We start from the raw sequence: 18979 nt of genomic DNA, 5'->3' as shown, positions 1-18979 counted from the left end.
CCATCACGATCATCCGACCGGAGCGTCACTTTCGATCATGGCCAGCAGCGCCGACCTTGACGAGAAGCCCGCCCCGCCGCCGCCCCGCCGTGGGGCGGAGATGATGGCCCCCTCCTCGCCCGTCGATCTGGGCGGGCGGTGCGAGATCATGCCCGGCACGGCCCTGCCTGCCCTGGATTCGGCAGGCGGCCCCGCCTTTGCGGCGCGGATGAGCCGGGACCGCAAGACGGAAGTCTTCGCCATCGTCACCGACCGGTCGGTCCCGGCCCGCATCGACATGATGGCCACCTACCGCGCCATCGAGAATCCGGCGGTATTGCGCCTGATGGACTGGGGCACGGTGGATTGGACGCCGGAGGGCAAGAAGCGTTTCGTCCTGATCTATGAACGGCCCGGCGGGCGCCGGGTCATGCAGGACATGGGCGAGACGCGCGAGCCCATGTCGGACGATACGATCAGCCGTTCACTGATGCCGACGCTGCTGTTCGCACTGCGGGAAATGAATGCGCGGGGCATGACCTGTGGCGCTATCCGGCCCACCAACCTGTTCCAGAAGGACCCCGCCTCCCCCACCGTCACCATCGGCGACTGCCTGTCGACACCGGTCGGCTATGGTCAGCCCTTGCTTGTGGAGACCATAGAGCGCGGGATGGCGCAGCCGGCGGGGCGCGGCCCCGGCACCGTTGCCGATGACCTTTACGCGCTGGGCGTCACGCTGCTGGTGCTCTATCTGGGCCGCAATCCGCTGGCCGATCTGGATGATGAAAGCATCCTGAAGCTGAAGATGGACAAGGGCACCTATCCGGCCCTGACCAGCCAGGTGCGCCTGCCACAAAGCCTGGTGGAGCCGCTGCGCGGCCTGATGATCGATGATCCCAAGCAGCGCTGGTCCGTCTCCGACCTGGATCTGTGGCTGCAGGGCCGGCGGATGTCGCCCAAGCAGCCGCAGGTGCCGCGCCGTGGTGCCCGCCCGTTTGAGTTCCAGGGCGAGGATTTGATGCATTGCCGGGCGCTGGCCCGGTCGCTGACCCGGCACAGTGCCGCCGCCGCTGCCCTGATCGAACGGGGCGATGTGGAGAAATGGGTGCGCCGGTCGGTGGGGGATGAGGCACGGGCAGAGGCCATGCAGACCGCCATCGCCTCTGCCGGGGCCGGCGGACGCGGTGCCAGCCAAGAGGACAAGCTGGTTACCCGCGTCTCCATCGCGCTGGACCCGCCGTCACCCATCCGCTATCGCGGCATCTCGGTGCTGCCCGACGGTCTGGGCACGGCGCTGGCAGAGGCCATCTGGCAGAATAGCGGCGTGCAGCCCTTTGCGGAATTCGTCCTGGCGCAGTTCCCGCATTTCTGGGTCAACTGCCAGACCGATTTCCGGCCCGAATATGTGCCCATGGTGCAGGCCTATGACGGCTACCGCGCTCTGCTGGAACATGTCGGCATGGGGTTCGGGATCGAACGCATCGTCTATGAACTGTGCCCCTCCTGTCCCTGCCTGTCACCGCAGCTGCGCGACCATTATGTGTTGAGTCCAGCAGAGCTTTTGTCCGCACTGGACCAGATCGCCTTGAAGCCGAACCGGGGGCGCGACCCGGTGGACCGGCATGTGCTGGGCTATATCACCACGCATCACAAGAAGCTGAATGACCGGCTGCTGGTGCCTTTGTCGAATCCGCATGATCCGGCGCGGCGAATGATCGCCATGATCACGGTCCTGGCCGATGTGCAGAACCGGTTCGGTCCCGCCCGCCTGCCCAACCTGTGCGGCTGGCTGGTCGCGCTGATGGACCCGGTCTTCAAGCGCTTCAAGAACCGGGAGACGCGCGACCGCATGAAGGCGGAAGTGAGCAATGTGGCGCGCGATGGGGTTCTGGATGCCATCGTCCGCATCGTCGACAATGTCGATGTCATCCGCGCCGACGACAAGGGCTTCCTGGCCGCGATGCGCCAATATGAAGGCCTGACACGGCAGATCGAGAAACTGAAATCCACGGCCAATGATAGGACGGCCCTGGCCGATGGCACCGGGCGACAGATCGCCGCCGTGGTCACCGCCATCATCGCCGGCATGACCATGATCGGCACCGTCCTTTACATGCTGAGGCTGGCATGAGCGCGTCGCTTGGTAAACGCCCGCCCAAGCGGCGCAGCGGCGGCGGCAGTGCGCTGCTGCTGTTGCTGCTGCTGGCCCCGGCGGGCCTGATGATGATGCCGACCAGCGTGCTGCTCCTGGCCGGTCTGGCGCCCACCTTCGTCGCCTACCTGATCGACCGTGATCCGGAGAAATCGGCGGCCATGACGGTCGGAGCCATGAACCTGTGCGGGGTGGCGCCCTTTATCGTCCGGCTGTGGCAGCGCGGGCATGAAATGTCCATCACGCTGCGCATGCTGGCCGATCCGGGCACCTGGCTGATCATGTTCGGCGCGGCGGCCATCGGCTGGCTGATGTATTTCTTCATCCCCCAGATCGTCGCCGCGATCATGAGCCTGCGCAGCCAGGCCAAGATCAAGGAGCTGGAGGAACGGCGCAGCCTGCTGATTGCCGATTGGGGAACGGAAATCATGGGCAAGGGCGATGACAAGCCGGAACCGGCAGGCCTGATCGACGACCCGCAAGATTGACCATGCCGGGCACCTGATTTGGTGTAATCTGGCCCAAGTAATCCCCATAAGATCGCGGCAATGCCCATACCAAAGCATGCCTTCCTTCTGACGGTCACGGGCTGGATTCTGGCCCTGCTGGTCTGCACCCATTTCTGGGTATCGCCGGTTCTGGCCCAAGCGGCAGGCGAAGGCCTGCTGACCCCGGTGCGGCTACAGCTGAAATGGACGCACCAGTTCCAGGGGGCGGGATTCTATATCGCGCTGGAGAAGGGATATTACCGAGAGGCCGGCCTGGATGTCCGCATCCTGGAGGGTGGGCCCACGATGGACGCGGCCCAGCGCGTCACCGATGGCGAGGCGGATTTCGGCGTGGGCAGCGCCGGCCTGCTAGTGGAAAGGGTGAAGGGCCGGCCCGTAGTGGCCATGGCAGTCCTGTTACAGCATTCGCCCTTCGTCCTGCTGACCCGCACGGACACCGGCCCGCCGCATGTCCATGCCCTGCCCGGCCACCGGCTGATGCTGGAAACCCATGCGGAGGAGCTGCTGGCCTATCTGGCGGTCGAACGCGTGCCAGAGGACAAGCTGACGGTACTGCCGCATAGCGGGTCGGTGGAGGCGCTGATCAAGGGGGAGGTCGATGCCATTACGGCCTACACGACCAGCGAACCCTATGACCTGCGTGTGGCGGGCATCCCCTATCAGGTATTTTCCCCGCGCGCGGCGGGCATCGATTTCTATGGCGATACCATCTTCACCTCCGAACGCATGGTGCGGGAGAACCCCGCCGTGGTGGAGGCCTTCCGCCGGGCCAGCCTGCGCGGCTGGCGGGACGCTCTGTCAAACCCGGAGGCCGCCATCGACCTGATCCTGCGCACCTATGCGCCCGGCCTGGAACGGCCACGCCTGCTGTTCGAAGCGGATGAGATGGCGCGCCTGATGATGGCCGACATGGTGGAGGTCGGCTACATGCATGAGGGGCGCTGGCGGCATATCGCGCAGGGTTTCGCGGCGGCGGGACTGGTGCCCGGCGATGTCGATCTACGCGGTTTTCTCTATATCCCCGATCATCAGCCCGACCTGACATGGTTCTATGCGGCCTTTGCCGCGCTGGCCTGTATCACCCTGGCCGTCAGTCTGGTCACCGCGCGTTTCCGGAACCTGAACCAGCGCCTGCAGGCGGAGGTGGCGGAACGGGCGCGGCTGGAGGCACATTTCCGCGAACTGGCCACCGTGGATGCCCTGACCGGCCTGCCCAACCGCCGCGCCTTTCTGGACAAGGCACAGGCCGAACTGGCCCGCTCCCGGCTGACCGGCACGCCCTTGTCGCTGCTGATGCTGGATATCGACCATTTCAAATCGATCAATGACCGGTACGGCCACGCCGCCGGCGATGCCAGCCTGATCGCCTTCCGCAGCGCCTGCCGGCAGGCATTGCGCGATCAGGATGTGATGGGCCGTATCGGCGGGGAGGAGTTTGCTGTCCTGCTGGGCGATACGGGAATCGCGGGCGCCCTGGCCGCCGCAGAACGGCTGCGCGCCTCGGTTGAGGGGATGGGAACGGACGTGGTGGACCCCTGCCTGCTGACCGTCAGCGTCGGCGTCGCCATGCTGGCCGAGGGCGAAGAACTGGATCAGTTGCTCAACCGTGCCGACCGCGCCCTCTACACCGCCAAGATGGAAGGCCGCAACCGCGTGGTTATGGGGTAACTCACACCCCCACCGGCGCCACCCCGATATACCTGCCCGCATCCAGTGCCGGCATAGGCCGGCCATAGAGATAGCCCTGCAGGAAACCGCAGCCCAGGCGTGACAGTTCGTCCGCCTGTTCATCCGTCTCCACCCCTTCGGCCACCACCTCCAGCGCCAATTGCTGCGCCAGGGCGAGCATGGTGCGCAGGATGGTCCGGCTTTCGAAGCGGTCGATCATGCTGGACACGAAGGCCCGGTCCACCTTCAGGAAATCGAACGGCAAGGTCTGCAAATAGGACAGGTTGGAATAGCCGGTGCCAAAATCATCCATGCAGAGCCGGATGCCCAGGTCACGCAGGCCCGTCAGGATTTCCGCCGCATGCGCCGGATCGCCGATGATGGTGCTTTCCGTGACCTCCAGTTTTAGCAGGGTCGGATCGACGCCACTGTCAGCGATCACCTTGCGCACATTGTCCAGGAACCCCGGCTCCGACAATTGAGCGGCGGAGATATTGACGGAGACCCAGACGGGGCGGCCCGCGCGCCGGGTCCATTCCGCCGTCTGCACCGCCGCCTCCCGCATCACCCAGGTACCGATGGGCACGATCAGGCCCGTCTCTTCCGCCGTCGGGATGAAGGCGGCGGGGATGACGATCCCGCGCGATGGGTGGTTCCAGCGCACCAGCGCTTCAAAGGCCACCACCTCCCGCGTCGCGGCATCGACGATGGGCTGGTAATAAAGCTCGAACTGCCCCTGCTTCAGGGCGGTGCCCAGTTCCATGGTCAGGCCCAGACGCCCGCCTTCGGCCCGGTCGGCGCCGATCACCACCTCCTGCAGGCGGCCATAGGCGCGTTTGGAGGCCTGCATGCTCTCCTCCGCACGGGCCAGCAGCTCTTCCCCATGCCGCCCGCCGCAATTGCACCAGGCAAGGCCGGGGGAGGACATGGGATGCACCTCCCGGCCCGCCAGTATCGCCGGCTCGCTGACCGCCGTCACCACGGCCTGCACCATGTCACGGGCGGCGGAGAGAGCGGGCGCGCCGGGCAGCAGCAGGGCAAACTGATCCGCGCCCGTGCGCCCGCAGATGGCGCCAGGGCCAGCGGCAGCGGTAATACGATTGGCGGTCTTGACCAGCAACCGGTCACCCGCCGCCACACCCAGTTCCTGGTTGATATCGCGGAAATGGCGCAGGTCGATGATGCCGACGGCCACGGTGTCGGCCTTGCCCGCCTGTATCTGCCCCAACCGCCCTTCAATGGCCTGGATGAAGCCAAGGCGGTTCAGAAGGCCCGTGGCGCGGTCATGGGTGCGGTCCTGGGACAGTTGCGCCACCAGCCGGGCATTTTCCAGACTGACGGCGACGGTGCGTGCGAACAGCGACAGGGTCCCCACATCAGGGTGCCGGCCCGGCGACAGACGCGACAGGTGCAGGACAATAGCGGCCTCCCCAGACAGGGTGCTGGACAGCGCGAACCAGCCGCTCCCCCGCTCTGGCGCGCCGGAGGCAAGCGCCGCCGCCACCTGCTGCCCGATCTCCGCTGGCACCAGATGCGAAAGGGAGCCGGGCGTCATGGCCAGCCCGCCCTCCCCGATCCCGGCCAGCAGACGCGGCTCACCCGCCGTACCGTCGGGCAGCCGGTTGCAGCGGACCAGAAGCACGCCCGCCCCCGGTCCCGCGACCCCGGCCAGCGCCTCCACGGCGGCATGGGCCAGCCGTTCCGGGTCATGTTCGCCAAACAGCCGGGCCGTGGCATCCAGCACATGGGTCAGGCTGGCCCGGTGGTCATCCAGTTCGCGGATCTGTTCATAGGCGCGCAAGGCCGTATAGACGGAGGTCCAGAGGCGCCGTGCCGTCAGTTCATCCTTGGCGCGGTAATCATTGATGTCATACCGCTCCACCACGTCGCGCTCCGGCGCCTGTCCCGGCTGGCCGGTGCGCAGAATGATGCGGACATCGTGGTTTCCCATCTCCTCCCTCACGGTGCGGACCAGGCGCAGGCCCGAATCCTCCGCCTCCATCACCACATCCAGCAGGATCAGGGCGATGTCGGGATAGACCGCCAGCATCTGGCGCGCATCCGCCGCCGAATAGGCCGACAGGAACAGCAGCTTGCGGCCCGCATGGGCCATGTCACGCAGGGCAAGGCGCGTGACAGAATGGACCGACGGATCGTCATCCACAATCAGGACCAGCCATGGCGGCAGCGACGGGGTTACCGGCACCGGTGCCGGTTCCGCCGCAAAGTCCAGCAGGTCATCCGCCATTACGCTCGCCCCCCGATCGGCCTGACGACCGTCCCTGTCCTCTTCGGCCGCCTGATTCCGCCCCGGAGTGGCTGCCTTCTTTTCATCAAGATCATTGAATCAATGCAATTAACTTACGCTAACCATCATGCAGCGGCAAGCATGGCGCAGGGGCGACCTTCCGCCAACGCCGGGTGCCAAGGCTGGCGGAAGGCGTTCCATCCGTGCCATTCTGCACCCCAATTCCTGCCCGCCCTGCCGCGTGTGCCGCATCCATGGAAACCTTGATCAACACGCTTTTGGCTGTTGCCGGCCTGCTGGGGCTGGTCAGCCTGCTGCCGCCGCTGGCCAAGCGCCTGGGCCTGCCCTACACGGTCGTGCTGGCCGCCCTGGGTGTGGGGATCGGGCTGCTGCTACATCTGGGCGGCGGGATGGAACAGGGGGTGACCGGCCCCATCACGGCCTTCATCAATGCCGTGGGCGAGGTGGAGCTGACCTCCGCCGCGTTCCTTTATATCTTCCTGCCAGTACTCCTGTTCGAAACGGCCTTGGGCGTGGATGTCCGGCGCATGCTGGACGATCTGGGGCCGATCCTGCTGCTGGCCATCGTGGCGGTGCTGGTCTGTACATTGGTGGCCGGGCTTGCCATGTGGTGGGTCTGGGGCGTCTGGCACGGCATGCCGACGCAAAAGGCGCTGATCGTCTGTCTGCTGCTGGCCAGCATCATCGCCACCACCGATCCCGCCGCCGTCGTCAGCATCTTTCGCGATCTGGGTGCGCCGCGCCGCCTGACCATCCTGGTTGAGGGTGAAAGCCTGTTCAATGATGCCGCCGCCATCGTTTTGTTCACCCTGCTGCTCGGCATCCTGACCCAGGGCGGTGAACCCGATCTGGTGGCTGCCGCGTCGGACTTCGTGTTCAAGTTCGTGGGCGGGGTGGCCGTGGGCTGGCTGCTGGGCTGGCTGACGGCGCTGGTCGTCACGCCACTGCGCAACCAGACCCTGTCGGAGATCACGCTGACGGTGGCTTTGGCCTATCTCTCCTTCATCCTGGGCGAACATTATCTGCATGTATCGGGCGTGGTGGCCGTGGTTGTGGCGGGGCTGGTCATGGCGTCCGCCGGGCGCACCCGCATCAGCCCCGAAAGCTGGTCCGGCCTGGAACAGGTATGGAGCCAGCTGGGCTTCTGGGCCAATTCCCTGATCTTCCTGTTCGCCTCCATGCTGGTGCCGCCCACCATGATGGAGGCGAAATGGAGCCATATCGCCCTGCTGGCCGCCCTGATCGTGGCCGCCCTGGTGGCACGCGCCCTGGTGATCTTCGGCATCCTGCCGGTCCTGTCCTGGGTCGGCGCGTCCGACCATATCAGCAACCGCTTCCGTCTGGTCATGACCTGGGGCGGATTGCGAGGGGCGGTATCGCTGGCCCTGGCCCTGGCCGTGACGGAGCATCAGTCGCTGCCCGACTATATCCAGGAACATGTGGCCGTCGTGGTGACGGGTTTCGTGCTGTTCACCCTATTCGTGCAGGGCACCACCCTGCGCCCCCTGATCCGGGTGCTGCGCCTGGACCGGCTGACGCCTGTGGAGCTGGCGTTGCGCAACCGGGCAGTGGGCCTGTCCCTGTCCAATGTGCGCCGTGATCTGGAGGACGTGGCCGGGCGGTTCGGGTTGGACATCGCCCATGCCGTCGATCCCCTGCTGGAACGGGGCGCCGAACTGGCGCAGGAACAATTGGACCTGGAAAGCCGCTATGGCCCGCTGTCGCTGGATGACCGGGTGTTTATCGGCCTGTCCACCTTGGCCCGGTATGAGGAACAGCGCTATCTCGCCTATTTCCGTGACGGTGTGATCTCCCGCCTGTCGGTACAGACGCTGACCGCCGTCGCGGGGCGGTTGCAGGATGCGCTGAAGACCGGTGGCGCACCCGCCTATGAAAAGGCGGCGGCCAAGCAGCTGAAGCCGGGCCGCGCCCTGCGCACCGCCCTGTGGCTGCATCGCCGCTTCGGCTGGGAACGACCGGTATCGGCGCGGCTGGCCGAACGCTATGCCATGCTGACGGCGCTGCGCTTCTGCCTGCGCGAACTGAACCAGTTCACGGGCGACCGCCTTGTTCCCATGCTGGGCAAACAGGCGGCAGAAGCCGTGCGCACCCGCCTGACCACCCGGTTGAAGGTGGTGGAAGAAGCGCTGGACAGCATCCGTCTGCAATACCCGGCCTATCTGGACGCGGTGCAGTCGCAGTACCTGATCCGCGCCGGCCTGCGCATGGAGGAGCGGTCGACCCAGTCGCTTTTCGAGGAAGCGCTGATCAGCCGGGAAATCCTGAACGATCTGGAACGTGACCTGCGGGAACGCTGGCAGGAGGTCAGCAGCCCGCCCAAGCTTGACCTGGGGCTGGCCACGCATGAGCTGATCAGCCGTGTGCCGCTGTTTACCGGCCTGCCGCCGGACCGGCTGCTGCGGATCGAACGGCTGCTGCGCCCGCGCCTGTATTTTCCGGGGGAAACCATTGTTCGCAAGGGCGAACGCGGCGACACGGTCTATTTCGTGTCGTCGGGGGCCGTGGCGGTGCATGTGCCGGGGCTGGATGCGCCCATCCGTCTGGGCAGCGGCGATTTCTTCGGGGAGATCGCCCTGGTCCTGGACCAGCCGCGCAATGCCGATGTCACCGCCATCGCCTATTGCCAGCTGCTGCTACTGGACAAGCGGGAATTCAACCGCCTGTACAGCAGCGACCCGGACATGAAGACCCATATCGATCAGGCGATTGAAAAGCGGCTGTCGGCGTAAATCACACCCGCCGCGCCACCACCACGATCTTGGGCGATCCCGCGTCGAATGGCGATCCCTGGAAATCCCCATCCACCCGGACAAGGCTAAAGCCCGTCTGTCGCAGCATCAGTTCCAGTTCGAACCGGAAGATGGGGCGCCAGTCGAAATGGTAATGGGTGCGGCGGACGGCGCCGCCGGGCACCACCTCATCATACCAGCCGTAATTGCGCTGCTGCTGCTGGTCATTCAGCGTCCCGACTAGGGCGAATTTCGTGTAGAGATTGCCAGTGCGGCGGTTGACGCGGCTATAGGCGACTTCCGCTGCCTGCGTCGCACCCAGCGGCATGACCAGGGGGTTCACGACATCCAGTGCCAGGATGCCGCCGGGCGCCAGATGATCACGCACCTTCTCCAGGGCGATGATCTGGGCCTCGAAATCGGCCAGCAACATCAGGATATTGAAGCCCATGATCACCAGATCATGGTCCTTCACCGGTACATCCAGTTGCAGCAGGTCACCCTGCGCCGCCGTCACCCGTGCCCCAACCTCCGGTCCTTCCCGTTCCAGCCGGCGGACAAGACCCGCCAGCATAGTGGCCGACGCGTCCAGACCTGTGACCGCGAAACCTTCCCGCGCCAGCGGTATCAACAGCCGCCCGGTACCGCAGGCCAGTTCCAGCAGCTTCGGCGCCCGGCCCAGCAGAGCGGCCAGTTCATTGGCCAGACCAACATAATGCGGCACGTCATGCAAAATACCCTGCCGCAGGGCTGAGGCATGCAGCGACGGGTCGGTCGCCAGATCCTCCGGCCAGGGATAGTCGCTGTCGTAATAGAGATAGCTGCCGTCGCTCTCTGGCACGTGCGGGTTCATGCGGCGGCGTGTCCTTGCTGTCGAATGGGCGTCACAGCCTATCCGATCACCCGCCGCACCGGAAGAGATCACCCCGCCCGACCGGTACGCAGGGAAAAGGCCCAGCCATCGGCACCACGGGCAGCCGCCAGATCGGCGGCGGCATACCAGTCATAAGCGACCTCCACCATGGTCACCGCCCAGCTGCCGCGCGCCCGGTCCAGCAGGCAGTAGCGGGCATGCGGGCTGCCCATTTCGTTGCGGTGGGGGAACCGGAAATCATCGCGATAGGCCTGCAAGCCCACCGAGCCGGGATTGACCACCATCCGCCCGTCGGGCAGGCGCACCACCCGCTGCACATGGGAATGGCCGCAAAGGATTACCGGCGCCTGGATATCCCCGGCCCGCTCCGCAACCAGGGCGACCGACGCCGGACGGCTTCCCCAGTCGCCCAGCTCTTCCAGGAAATAGATCAGGTCGGAATTGGGCGTGCCATGACAAAGCCAGACCTCTCCCCCCGCCATCTCCGCCTGTGCAGGCAAGGTGGACAGCCAGTCAAGGTGCGCCGGCGTCAGCGCCTCATGCGCCAGCCGGTCCGACATGCCCATCTTCGCAACAGGCAGTTCCAGCAACTGGCGTTCATGGTTGCCGGCGATATGCAGGATGTCGCGGCCCCTCATCAGATCGGCGGTTTCGGCGGGGTACAGGGGGCCTGACAGCTTGTCGCCCAGATCCACCACCTGATCCACGCCCCGCCGGTCGATATCGGCCAGAACGGCGGTCAGGGCACCCAGGTTGCCGTGAACATCGGAAATGACGGCGATACGCATGCTGTTCTTCCTCCCCCCCGGGTAGTCAGGCGGCATGGTGACAGCGACGTCAGACGCCGCAAAGCAAGGCTTTGTCAGGAGGACAAGAGAGCCGCTTCAGCCGCGCAAGGGCCGGAAGAAACGCAACATGTTCTGCAACTCGCTGCGCAGCGCCTCATCCTCGCGCAGGCGCGATTGCAGGGCGACATCACGCTTGGCCAGGAACACCACATGTTCCTTGGGCGGCAACTGTCGATAGGAGGGTTTCGGCGCGACGGTCCCATCGTCCTGGATGGTGGACATGAAGAAGCAGGCACGCATGAATTTGGAAAACAGCTTGCTGCCACTATCCCCCGGCTCGCGCGCCATGATCGCGAAGATGTAGTAGGCGCGGAAAAAATAGTAGCTGTTGTAGATGCGCTGGACGGTCGCGAACTGCTCCCCCGGCGTGCTGGTTTTGGCCAGCATCTGCTGTTCCTTGAAGCCCGCGAAGAAATGCGTGGTCGCTTCCTTGGTGAAGCTCATGGGCCGTTCGCGGTTGGCGCTGACCCGCTTGCGATATTCCAGCAGGGCGCGACCGATCAGCGTATGCATGATCCGCCGCTCCGCCTCCAACTCGCCGGGCATCGCCATCAGGAACTCGATGGCGGACATCATCTGCAACGGATGGGAGACGGAGGCCCGCTTGCCCCGGCCCTTGGACAGAAGCGAGGATTGCAGCCAGTCGATCACCTCATGCGCCTGCCAGCGCAAGCGGACGACGGTGGGAACAGAGGTCAGGCCGGATGATTGCAGAAACAGGCGCAGATGATCGCGCCAGCCCTTCTGCGGCAACCTGACAATCTCGACATCCGTCAGTTTAAGCGGCGAACCCAGCACATCCGGGTCGGGCGGCTGCGGCCTGAAATCAAGGCTGCGCCCGTAGACGACCCCCCTCAACTTGCTCTCCTGTGCCGGCGCCATCGCCTTGGTTGCCCCGATCGAAGGTGAGCGGGTCCTTGCCCTGACCCGCGTCACCGACAACATTAACATACGGTTATTATCACTAATCCGTTAGCAATACATCTTTTTCCTAAAAGTCAGAATGCAGGGTTCCCCGCCACCGTCCGTATCAGGATTGAACAAGGGCGACATGGCGCCTGAAACGCCCCTGTTCCCCGCCGCAGGAAATCGCGGCGGCCCCATTCCCAAACGGAGTTTCAGGATATGACCATGACCCACCGCACCCTTGCTGCCCTGGCTGTTTCGGCCCTGCTGGCCACCCCGCTGGCCGCCTTTGCCCAGCCGATGGGCCCCGCCGACGGCCCTCGTGGACCGGGCCGGGCAGAGATGCTGGCCAAGTATGACACCAACAAGGATGGCAAGCTGGACGATACCGAACGCGCCGCCATCAAGGCTGACCGTTTCAAGGCGCTGGACAAGGATGGCGACGGCAAGGTGAAGCGGGCTGACTTCCCCGCCGCAGTCGAAGCCGCCCGGGAAAAGGCCCGCCAGGACCATGAACTGGCGATGTTCGATAAGATGGACACCGACAAGGACGGCACCGTGACCTCTGCCGAATTCGCGGCCTTCAAGCCGGCCCGTGATGGTGATCATCGCGGCCACAAGCGCGACGGCAAGTAACGGCAAGTCCCGCGATGACGATGACGGCCAGCCTGTCGGGACGTAGAGTGGTGGGGACGGATGCGCCGCCCCCCGATGGGACCGGCGCATGGGCGCGCGGCAGGCAGGACGTTATTTTGGACGATGCGGGTGAAACGGACGAGGCGTTGGTGACGAAGGTCGCGGCAGGCGACCGGCGGGCCTATGGTCTGCTGGTCGACCGCCATCTGGACCGCACCGTCACCATCGCCCGCCGTATCCTGAACAATCAGGCCGATGCCGAAGATGTGGCGCAGGAGGCTTTCCTGCGGCTTTGGCGCCATGCCGACCGGTTCGATCCGGCGGCGGCGCGGTTCGGCACTTGGTTCTACCGGATCACCACCAACCTCTGCCTGGACCGGACGCGCCGGACGCCCATGGCACCGCTGGAGGTGGCGGGCGATCCCGTCGATCCCGGCATGGACCAGGAACGGTCCCTGTCGGACCAGCGCACAAGGCAGGCTGTGGCCGCCGCCGTCGCCGATCTGCCCGACCGGCTGCGGGCCGCCGTGACGCTGACCTATGATGGCGGTCTGTCGAATGCGGAAGCCGCCAAGGCGCTGGATGTCAGCGTCAAGGCCCTGGAAAGCCTGCTGGTCCGCGCGCGCCGCGCGTTGCGGGAAAAGCTGGCAGGATGGGGCACATGATGAATATCTGTTATGAACGGACCGGCCAAAGGTGGCTGCCATGACGAAACGCGAATTCCTTGATCTTCTGGATCGGTACGGGGCCGACCCGTCACGCTGGCCCGCCCCCCTACGCCTTGCCGCCGACCGGGCGCTGGCGGCGGATGCGGACCTGCGCGACCTGCTGGCCGCAGAACAGGTTCTGGAGGCGGCGCTGGCCGATCTGCCGGCCACAGGCGCCAGCCCCGACCTGCGCCGGACCATCCTGGATATCCCGCTGGATCATCCGCGCAGCCTCGCGGCCCCATCGCTGGCACACCTGCTTCTGGCCGGCTGGCGGCGCTGGACCGCCGGCATGGCGACGGTGACGGCGGCGGGGGTGATCGGCTTTGTGCTGGGGTACGGTCAGTTGGTGACCCTGCCCACGGCGACGGCGGGCGAACAGGTGGCAGGGGAGGATCTGGTCTCCATGCTGGGGGATACACCCTATCTCGATGCCGCCGACGCGGAGAATGCGGAATGAAACGCTCGACCCTGATCCTGTCCGTCCTGCTGGTCCTGTCGGCAGCCGGCAATCTGGCCGTGCTGGGCATCTTTGCCGGACATTGGCTGCGCAGCGGGGGCGGTGGTGGCCCGCCCAGCAGCGTGGAACGGCTGATGGGGCTGGTCCCGGAGCCGCTGCGCCCGGAAATTGATCAGGCCATGCGCCCGAAGGATGAGGACGTGAAGGCGCAGATGGAGGCATTCCGCGCCGCCCGCCGCACCGTGACCGAAACGCTGCGCCAGCGCCCCTTCGATGCCGCCGCCGCCGAAGCGGCCCTTACCGACCTTCGCCAGGTCACAGGCCGGGCGCAGGAACGTCTGCACCGTACAATTGTTGAGCGGATGGAAGCGGCCCAGGCTGCCGGCACCCTGCCCCCACCGCCCCAGCGCGGGGGCAAGGGCAAGCCGGACAAGGACGGGCCACCCCATCCGCCGCCACCCCCACCGGGAAACTGATCACCCACTCCTGTCAGGAGGATTGACCATGGTGATGACCACCGCGCCAGGAACCCTGGCCGCGCATGCCTTGTCGCGTTTCGGCTTTGGTGCCGGGCCGGGTGACCTGGACAGGGTCAAATCCGATCCGCGAGGCTGGGTCGAAAGCCAGCTCACCCCCCGCCCCCTGCCAGCCATCCTTGGCCAACACCAAGGCTCCGCCCCGCGTGTCGCCACCCTGCTGGCCGCGCGCAAGGCCAAAGGCGAGGTGGAGGAGATGGCGAAGAAGCAGGCGCGCGAACAGTACCGCGCCGATATCGCGATCCGTACCCGTCTGGCCGCCGGCAGCGACGCCCCGTTGCAGGAACGGCTGGTGCAGTTCTGGTCGAACCATTTCACGGTATCGACTCAGCGCCCCGCGATCGCACCCCTGGGGTTGGCCTATGAGAATGAGGCCATCCGCCCCCATATCCTGGGCAATTTCCGCGACATGGCGCGGGCCGCCATCCTGCACCCCGCCATGCTGATCTATCTTGACAATGCCCAGTCGATCGGACCGGACAGCAAGGCCGGGCAGAAACGCGATAAAGGCCTGAACGAGAATCTGGGGCGGGAGGCGCTGGAACTGCACCTGCTGGGTGTCGATGGCGGCTATCATCAAGATGATGTGCGCGCCATGGCCTTGGTCCTGACGGGCTGGACCCTGGATGAGGAGCGGGGAACCGCCAGTTTCAACCCGCGCCGTCACCAGCCGGGGGAGAAGGTCCTGCTGGGTCAGCGCATCCCGGAAAGCGGGATCGCAGAGGCCGCCGCGGCCATCGACATGCTGTGCGCCCACCCGGCCACCGCTAACCATGTGGCGCAAAAGCTGGCCCGGCACTTCATCGCCGATGACCCGCCACCCACCGCCGTCACCGCGCTGGCCAAGGCCTTCCGCGACAGCCGGGGCGATCTGGCCCATGTCACGGCGACGCTGGTGAGGATGGATGCCAGTTGGGCACAGCCGCTGTCCAAGATGCGCAGCCCCAATGATTTCATCACCGCCACCCTTCGCGCCAGCGCGGTGGAGATACCGGATGACCGGATCGTCAATGCGATGAACCTGCTGGGCCAGATGCCCTTTGCCGCCCCCTCGCCTGCCGGCTGGCCCGACAAGGCAGCCGACTGGACGGGGCCGGATGCCATCCTGCGCCGCATCGACTGGTCGCTGGCCTTCGGACAGCGGCTGGGCGCAAAGCTGGACGCCCGCGCCTTTGTCGACACGGCCCTGGGCGATCTCGCCGATGATGGCTTGCGTCAGGCCGTGGCCCGCGCACCCAGCCCGGCAGAGGCGCTGGGTCTGGTTCTGTCTTCTCCCGCCTTTCAACGGAGGTGATCATGATGCTGCATCGCCGTCATTTCATCGCCACCGCCGGGGCCGCCGGCCTTCTGGCGGCATCCTCCCCGCGCCTGTCGCTGGCCGCAGCGGGAACCGACCGCCGCCTTGTGATGATCGTGCTGCGCGGGGCCATGGATGGGCTGGGGGCCGTCGTGCCCTATGCCGATCCGGATTACCGGTCGGTGCGCGGCACGCTGGCCCTGGCCGAACCGGGACAGGAAGGCGGGGTTCTGGACCTGGATGGCCGTTTCGGCCTGCACCCGGCGCTGGCCGCCTTGCATGAATGGTGGGGGCAGAAGCAGCTTCTGGCCGTCCACGCCATCGCCACCCCCTATCGCGACCGCAGCCATTTTGATGCGCAGGACCTGCTGGATACCGGCGGTATCCGGGCCGGCGATGACAGTGGCTGGCTGAACCGCGCTCTGGCCCGCCTGGATGGCGGGGGCAAGGGGTTGGGCCTGTCGCTGGGCCAGGGGGTGCCGCTGGTCCTGCGCGGATCGGTACCGGTAGCTAGTTGGGCCCCGTCGCCCCTGCCCGAACCGACCATGGATTTCATAGACCGGGTGGCGGGCCTTTACAGCAACGATCCCGTGCTGGGCCCGGCCCTGATGGCGGGGTTGGGCGTGGCCGACATGGCCAATGGCATGGATGGCAACAAGAAGCGGGACGGCGGCAAGGATCGCCTGATCCTGGCCGAAACGGCGGGCCGCATGCTGTCCGACCCCGCCGGCCCACGCATCGCCACCCTGGAACTGTCCGGATGGGACACGCATGTGGGCCAGGGTACGCTGCAGGGCCGCCTGCCCAACGCCCTGGGTCAGCTGGCCGAAACCATGGTGACCCTGCGGACCAGCATGCAGGGCGTCTGGGATCAGACCCTGATTGCCATCGTCACCGAATTCGGCCGCACCATCCGCCCCAACGGTACCGGCGGCACCGACCATGGTACCGCCGGCGTCGCCCTGCTGGCCGGCGGCGGCCTGAATGGGGGTCGGGTCCTGGGCGACTGGCCTGGTTTGCGCGATGACAGGCTGTTTGAAGGCCGCGACCTCGCGCCCACGACCGACATGCGCGCCCTGTTGAAGGGTGTGCTGGCCGGCCATCTGGGACTGCCGGCGGCGGATATCGACCGCTATGTCTTCCCCGATGCCAAATCTATCACTGCCATGCCGGATTTGGTGAGGGCCTGAGCGCCCTCACCAAGTCCTTTCTTACACCATCGCCCACCCGGCCCGCGTCAGCGGCAGCCGGGTGATCGGCTTTCCGGTCAGGGCGAACAGGGCGTTGGCAATGGCAGGCGCGATGGACGGCACCCCTTCCTCCCCCACCCCGCCAGCGGCGGTATTATTGCCAATGACCAGCACCTCCATCGGTGGCACCTGCGCCAGGGTGGCCAGGGGGTAGCTGTCGAAATTCGACTGCTCGACCATTCCGTCCTTCAGGGTGATTTCCCCGGCCAGCGCCGCTGACAGGCCGAAAATGGTGCCGCCCATCATCTGCGCTTCCACCGCCTTCGGATTAGCGGTGACCCCGGGATCGATGGCGGCCCAGATGCGGTGCAGGCGGAACTTGCCCGGTTCCGGTACCGATAGTTCAACGACGTGGCCGGAGATGGAGTTGTTGGCCTGCCCCATCGCGAAGCCCAGCGCATGGCCCGCCGGCAGCGACCGCCCCCAGCCGGCTGCATTCGCCAGCTTGTCAAGGAACGTGCGGGCCCGGTCCTTGCCGGTCAGCAGACGGCGGCGATAGTCCACCGGATCGACGCCCACATGCCGGGCCGCCCGATCAATGGTCATCTCCAGGAACAGACCGTTCTGCGACGCGCCGACCGACCGCCAGAACCCCACCGGCACGCCCGGATCAACACGGCTCCAGGTCAGGTGCAGGGCCGGAATGGCATAGGATTGCTGCACGATGCCCATGCCCACGGACCAGTCCCCCTCCGACCGCCCGGCAGAGATGGTCAGGCCCGTATGTTCCAGCAGAGATGGGTTGGCATTGTCGCAGCGCAGCCCTGTGGGCATCCCATCGGCACCCAGCGCGAGGCGCACCCGTGACGCGACGGCGGGCCGGTAATATCCCGCCCGCATGTCGGTTTCACGCGGCCAGACCATCTTGACCGGCACCGTGACGCCATCCGCCGCCAATGCCTTGATCAGATATGCTGCCTGCATCGCAAAATCATGTTCCAGGCGGCGGCCAAACCCACCCCCCACGGGGGTGGCGTTCACCTTTATCTTTTCAGGATCAAGCCCCAGAACCTTGGCCACCCCGGCCTGCGTGTCGCTCTGCGTCTGGGTAGACAACCAGATCTCAGCCCCGTCGGCACGCAGCTGGATGGTGCAATGCATCGGCTCCATCGTGGCATGGGCCAGGAACGGCACCTCGAACAGCGTATCGACAATATGGGCGGCACCGGCCATGGCCTGGGCGGTGGCGGTGACGTTGGTGCCCGGCATTTCACTGCCCGGAAAGCTGTAGCCCTTGCCTGCCATGGCGGCATCGCGCAGCTGGCGGGACAAGCCATCACTGTCGATCCCGGCATTCGGCCCCGGCCCCCATTGGGGCGACAGGGCCGCCAGACCCTTGGACGCGGGCCAGTAACCGTCCGCCACCACCGCCAGGGCACCGGCCAGACGCACCACCTTGCGCACCCCGCGCACGGCCAGGGCCGGGGCTTCATCGACGGAGACAAGCGTGCCGCCAAAGGTGGGGGCGTGCGTGACCACAGCCGTCAGCATGCCGGGCAGGCGCACATCCAGACCATAGACGGTGCTGCCATCCACCTTGGCCGGAATGTCCTGACGCGGCAGCGACTGGCCCAGCACCTTCCACTCGGTACGCGGGGTCAGCTTGGGTTCCGCCGGTGGCGACAGTTTCGCGGCATCGGCCAGCAGATCCGTGTAGGCCAGCGACCGACCGCTGGCCGCATGTAGGGCCTGACCATCACGCATCGCCACCTGATCCACAGGAACGCCGAAACGGGTCGCTGCCGCCTCTGCCAGCATCTGCCGCGCCCCCGCCGCCGCCAGACGCAGGGGGCGCAGATTGGTGCGCAGACCGATGCTGCCATACACGGCGTAATTGCCGATGGATTTGTTGTGAAAGGCCGTTTCCACGGGCGCCATTTCCATGCGCACGGACGCCAGCGGCACCGCCAGTTCCTCCGCCACGGCCTGCGCCAGGGCGCTGTTGGTGCCCTGGCCGATATCGCTGACATTGGTCAGGGCTGTCACCATGCCGTCGGTCGCGATGCGTATCCAGGGGCCAAAGCCCGGCGCCGACGCGCCCAGTGCCGGCAGCACACCAAAGCCCAGGGTCAAACCCGTTCCAGCTGACAGCGACAGGAAGCCCCGGCGCGATAATTCCATCTTGCCCATCATCTCCT

Annotated in this window: 15 protein-coding genes; 10 read left to right on the top strand and 5 right to left on the bottom strand. The window is 66.1% G+C overall.

The genetic code is table 11. The annotated features are described in order from the left end of the window. Positions 1 to 37: 37 nt before the first annotated feature. From ACT6Q8_RS14800 to ACT6Q8_RS14790, 3 genes are read left to right on the top strand one after another with little or no spacing between them, the layout of a single operon-like run. Positions 38 to 2110, top strand: coding sequence for a serine/threonine protein kinase (locus ACT6Q8_RS14800; protein WP_444733418.1), 2073 nt, complete (start codon positions 38 to 40; stop codon positions 2108 to 2110). Further along, positions 2107 to 2619 (top strand): hypothetical protein, encoded by a 513-nt coding sequence (locus ACT6Q8_RS14795; RefSeq protein ID WP_054170246.1) that lies wholly within the window; start codon positions 2107 to 2109, stop codon positions 2617 to 2619. The genes ACT6Q8_RS14800 and ACT6Q8_RS14795 overlap by 4 nt, the downstream gene beginning before the upstream one ends. 60 nt (positions 2620 to 2679) lie before the next feature. Beyond that, positions 2680 to 4308 carry a GGDEF domain-containing protein gene (locus tag ACT6Q8_RS14790; protein ID WP_054170247.1) on the top strand — a complete coding sequence of 543 codons (1629 nt, stop codon included), beginning with the start codon at positions 2680 to 2682 and terminating at the stop codon, positions 4306 to 4308. A gap of 1 nt (position 4309) precedes the next feature. Here the strand turns inward: ACT6Q8_RS14790 and ACT6Q8_RS14785 are convergent, their stop codons facing one another. Beyond that, positions 4310 to 6556, bottom strand: coding sequence for a GGDEF/EAL domain-containing response regulator (locus ACT6Q8_RS14785; RefSeq protein WP_444733417.1), 2247 nt, complete (start codon positions 6554 to 6556; stop codon positions 4310 to 4312). A 254-nt stretch (positions 6557 to 6810) separates the two neighbouring features. Here ACT6Q8_RS14785 and ACT6Q8_RS14780 point away from each other — a divergent pair, with 254 nt between their 5' ends. Then, on the top strand, positions 6811 to 9327 hold the full coding sequence (locus ACT6Q8_RS14780) for a cation:proton antiporter (RefSeq protein WP_444733416.1): 2517 nt from the start codon (positions 6811 to 6813) through the stop codon (positions 9325 to 9327). A 1-nt stretch (position 9328) separates the two neighbouring features. On the opposite strand, the gene ACT6Q8_RS14775 is transcribed toward ACT6Q8_RS14780, so the two are convergent. The 3 genes from ACT6Q8_RS14775 to ACT6Q8_RS14765 all read right to left on the bottom strand — a co-directional run bounded on the left by ACT6Q8_RS14775 (position 9329) and on the right by ACT6Q8_RS14765 (position 11907). Then, complete coding sequence (locus ACT6Q8_RS14775) at positions 9329 to 10180, bottom strand: class I SAM-dependent methyltransferase (protein ID WP_444733415.1); 852 nt, start codon at positions 10178 to 10180, stop codon at positions 9329 to 9331. A 68-nt stretch (positions 10181 to 10248) separates the two neighbouring features. Then, positions 10249 to 10989 carry a metallophosphoesterase family protein gene (locus tag ACT6Q8_RS14770; protein WP_054170251.1) on the bottom strand — a complete coding sequence of 247 codons (741 nt, stop codon included), beginning with the start codon at positions 10987 to 10989 and terminating at the stop codon, positions 10249 to 10251. A gap of 96 nt (positions 10990 to 11085) precedes the next feature. Then, the gene (locus ACT6Q8_RS14765; protein WP_156344871.1) at positions 11086 to 11907 is read right to left on the bottom strand and encodes a hypothetical protein; all 822 of its coding nucleotides are present in this window, start codon (positions 11905 to 11907) and stop codon (positions 11086 to 11088) included. Between the two features lie 273 nt (positions 11908 to 12180). Here ACT6Q8_RS14765 and ACT6Q8_RS14760 point away from each other — a divergent pair, with 273 nt between their 5' ends. The 6 genes from ACT6Q8_RS14760 to ACT6Q8_RS14735 are packed head-to-tail and all read left to right on the top strand — an operon-like array spanning position 12181 to position 16781. Beyond that, on the top strand, positions 12181 to 12591 hold the full coding sequence (locus ACT6Q8_RS14760; protein WP_444739396.1) for an EF-hand domain-containing protein: 411 nt from the start codon (positions 12181 to 12183) through the stop codon (positions 12589 to 12591). 14 nt (positions 12592 to 12605) lie between these two features. Next, complete coding sequence (locus ACT6Q8_RS14755; protein WP_444733413.1) at positions 12606 to 13256, top strand: RNA polymerase sigma factor; 651 nt, start codon at positions 12606 to 12608, stop codon at positions 13254 to 13256. A gap of 40 nt (positions 13257 to 13296) precedes the next feature. Next, on the top strand, positions 13297 to 13758 hold the full coding sequence (locus ACT6Q8_RS14750; RefSeq protein ID WP_054170254.1) for a hypothetical protein: 462 nt from the start codon (positions 13297 to 13299) through the stop codon (positions 13756 to 13758). After that, on the top strand, positions 13755 to 14234 hold the full coding sequence (locus ACT6Q8_RS14745) for a periplasmic heavy metal sensor (RefSeq protein ID WP_444733412.1): 480 nt from the start codon (positions 13755 to 13757) through the stop codon (positions 14232 to 14234). The genes ACT6Q8_RS14750 and ACT6Q8_RS14745 overlap by 4 nt, the downstream gene beginning before the upstream one ends. A 28-nt stretch (positions 14235 to 14262) precedes the next feature. Beyond that, a complete protein-coding gene (locus ACT6Q8_RS14740) occupies positions 14263 to 15588 on the top strand; it encodes a DUF1800 domain-containing protein (RefSeq protein ID WP_444733411.1) in 1326 nt (441 codons plus the stop codon). Positions 15589 to 15590: 2 nt separating this feature from the next. After that, the gene (locus ACT6Q8_RS14735) at positions 15591 to 16781 is read left to right on the top strand and encodes a DUF1501 domain-containing protein (RefSeq protein WP_444733410.1); all 1191 of its coding nucleotides are present in this window, start codon (positions 15591 to 15593) and stop codon (positions 16779 to 16781) included. A gap of 21 nt (positions 16782 to 16802) precedes the next feature. Here the strand turns inward: ACT6Q8_RS14735 and ACT6Q8_RS14730 are convergent, their stop codons facing one another. After that, the gene (locus ACT6Q8_RS14730) at positions 16803 to 18974 is read right to left on the bottom strand and encodes a molybdopterin cofactor-binding domain-containing protein (protein WP_444733409.1); all 2172 of its coding nucleotides are present in this window, start codon (positions 18972 to 18974) and stop codon (positions 16803 to 16805) included. Positions 18975 to 18979 lie beyond the last annotated feature (5 nt).

Origin of the sequence: Niveispirillum sp., from assembly GCF_052437035.1 — a bacterium.
Taxonomy (GTDB): Bacteria; Pseudomonadota; Alphaproteobacteria; order Azospirillales; family Azospirillaceae; genus Niveispirillum.
This window is presented reverse-complemented; position numbering and strand designations above follow the sequence as displayed.

Excerpts from the sequence above, each read along its gene's own strand:
- ACT6Q8_RS14800 (WP_444733418.1), top strand. The coding sequence starts at position 38 with ATGGCCAGCAGCGCCGACCTTGACGAGAAGCCCGCCCCGCCGCCGCCC.
- ACT6Q8_RS14795 (WP_054170246.1), top strand. The coding sequence starts at position 2,107 with ATGAGCGCGTCGCTTGGTAAACGCCCGCCCAAGCGGCGCAGCGGCGGC.
- ACT6Q8_RS14790 (WP_054170247.1), top strand. The coding sequence starts at position 2,680 with ATGCCCATACCAAAGCATGCCTTCCTTCTGACGGTCACGGGCTGGATT.
- ACT6Q8_RS14785 (WP_444733417.1), bottom strand. The coding sequence starts at position 6,556 with ATGGCGGATGACCTGCTGGACTTTGCGGCGGAACCGGCACCGGTGCCG.
- ACT6Q8_RS14780 (WP_444733416.1), top strand. The coding sequence starts at position 6,811 with ATGGAAACCTTGATCAACACGCTTTTGGCTGTTGCCGGCCTGCTGGGG.
- ACT6Q8_RS14775 (WP_444733415.1), bottom strand. The coding sequence starts at position 10,180 with ATGAACCCGCACGTGCCAGAGAGCGACGGCAGCTATCTCTATTACGAC.
- ACT6Q8_RS14770 (WP_054170251.1), bottom strand. The coding sequence starts at position 10,989 with ATGCGTATCGCCGTCATTTCCGATGTTCACGGCAACCTGGGTGCCCTG.
- ACT6Q8_RS14760 (WP_444739396.1), top strand. The coding sequence starts at position 12,181 with ATGACCCACCGCACCCTTGCTGCCCTGGCTGTTTCGGCCCTGCTGGCC.
- ACT6Q8_RS14755 (WP_444733413.1), top strand. The coding sequence starts at position 12,606 with ATGACGATGACGGCCAGCCTGTCGGGACGTAGAGTGGTGGGGACGGAT.
- ACT6Q8_RS14750 (WP_054170254.1), top strand. The coding sequence starts at position 13,297 with ATGACGAAACGCGAATTCCTTGATCTTCTGGATCGGTACGGGGCCGAC.
- ACT6Q8_RS14745 (WP_444733412.1), top strand. The coding sequence starts at position 13,755 with ATGAAACGCTCGACCCTGATCCTGTCCGTCCTGCTGGTCCTGTCGGCA.
- ACT6Q8_RS14740 (WP_444733411.1), top strand. The coding sequence starts at position 14,263 with ATGGTGATGACCACCGCGCCAGGAACCCTGGCCGCGCATGCCTTGTCG.
- ACT6Q8_RS14735 (WP_444733410.1), top strand. The coding sequence starts at position 15,591 with ATGATGCTGCATCGCCGTCATTTCATCGCCACCGCCGGGGCCGCCGGC.
- ACT6Q8_RS14730 (WP_444733409.1), bottom strand. The coding sequence starts at position 18,974 with ATGATGGGCAAGATGGAATTATCGCGCCGGGGCTTCCTGTCGCTGTCA.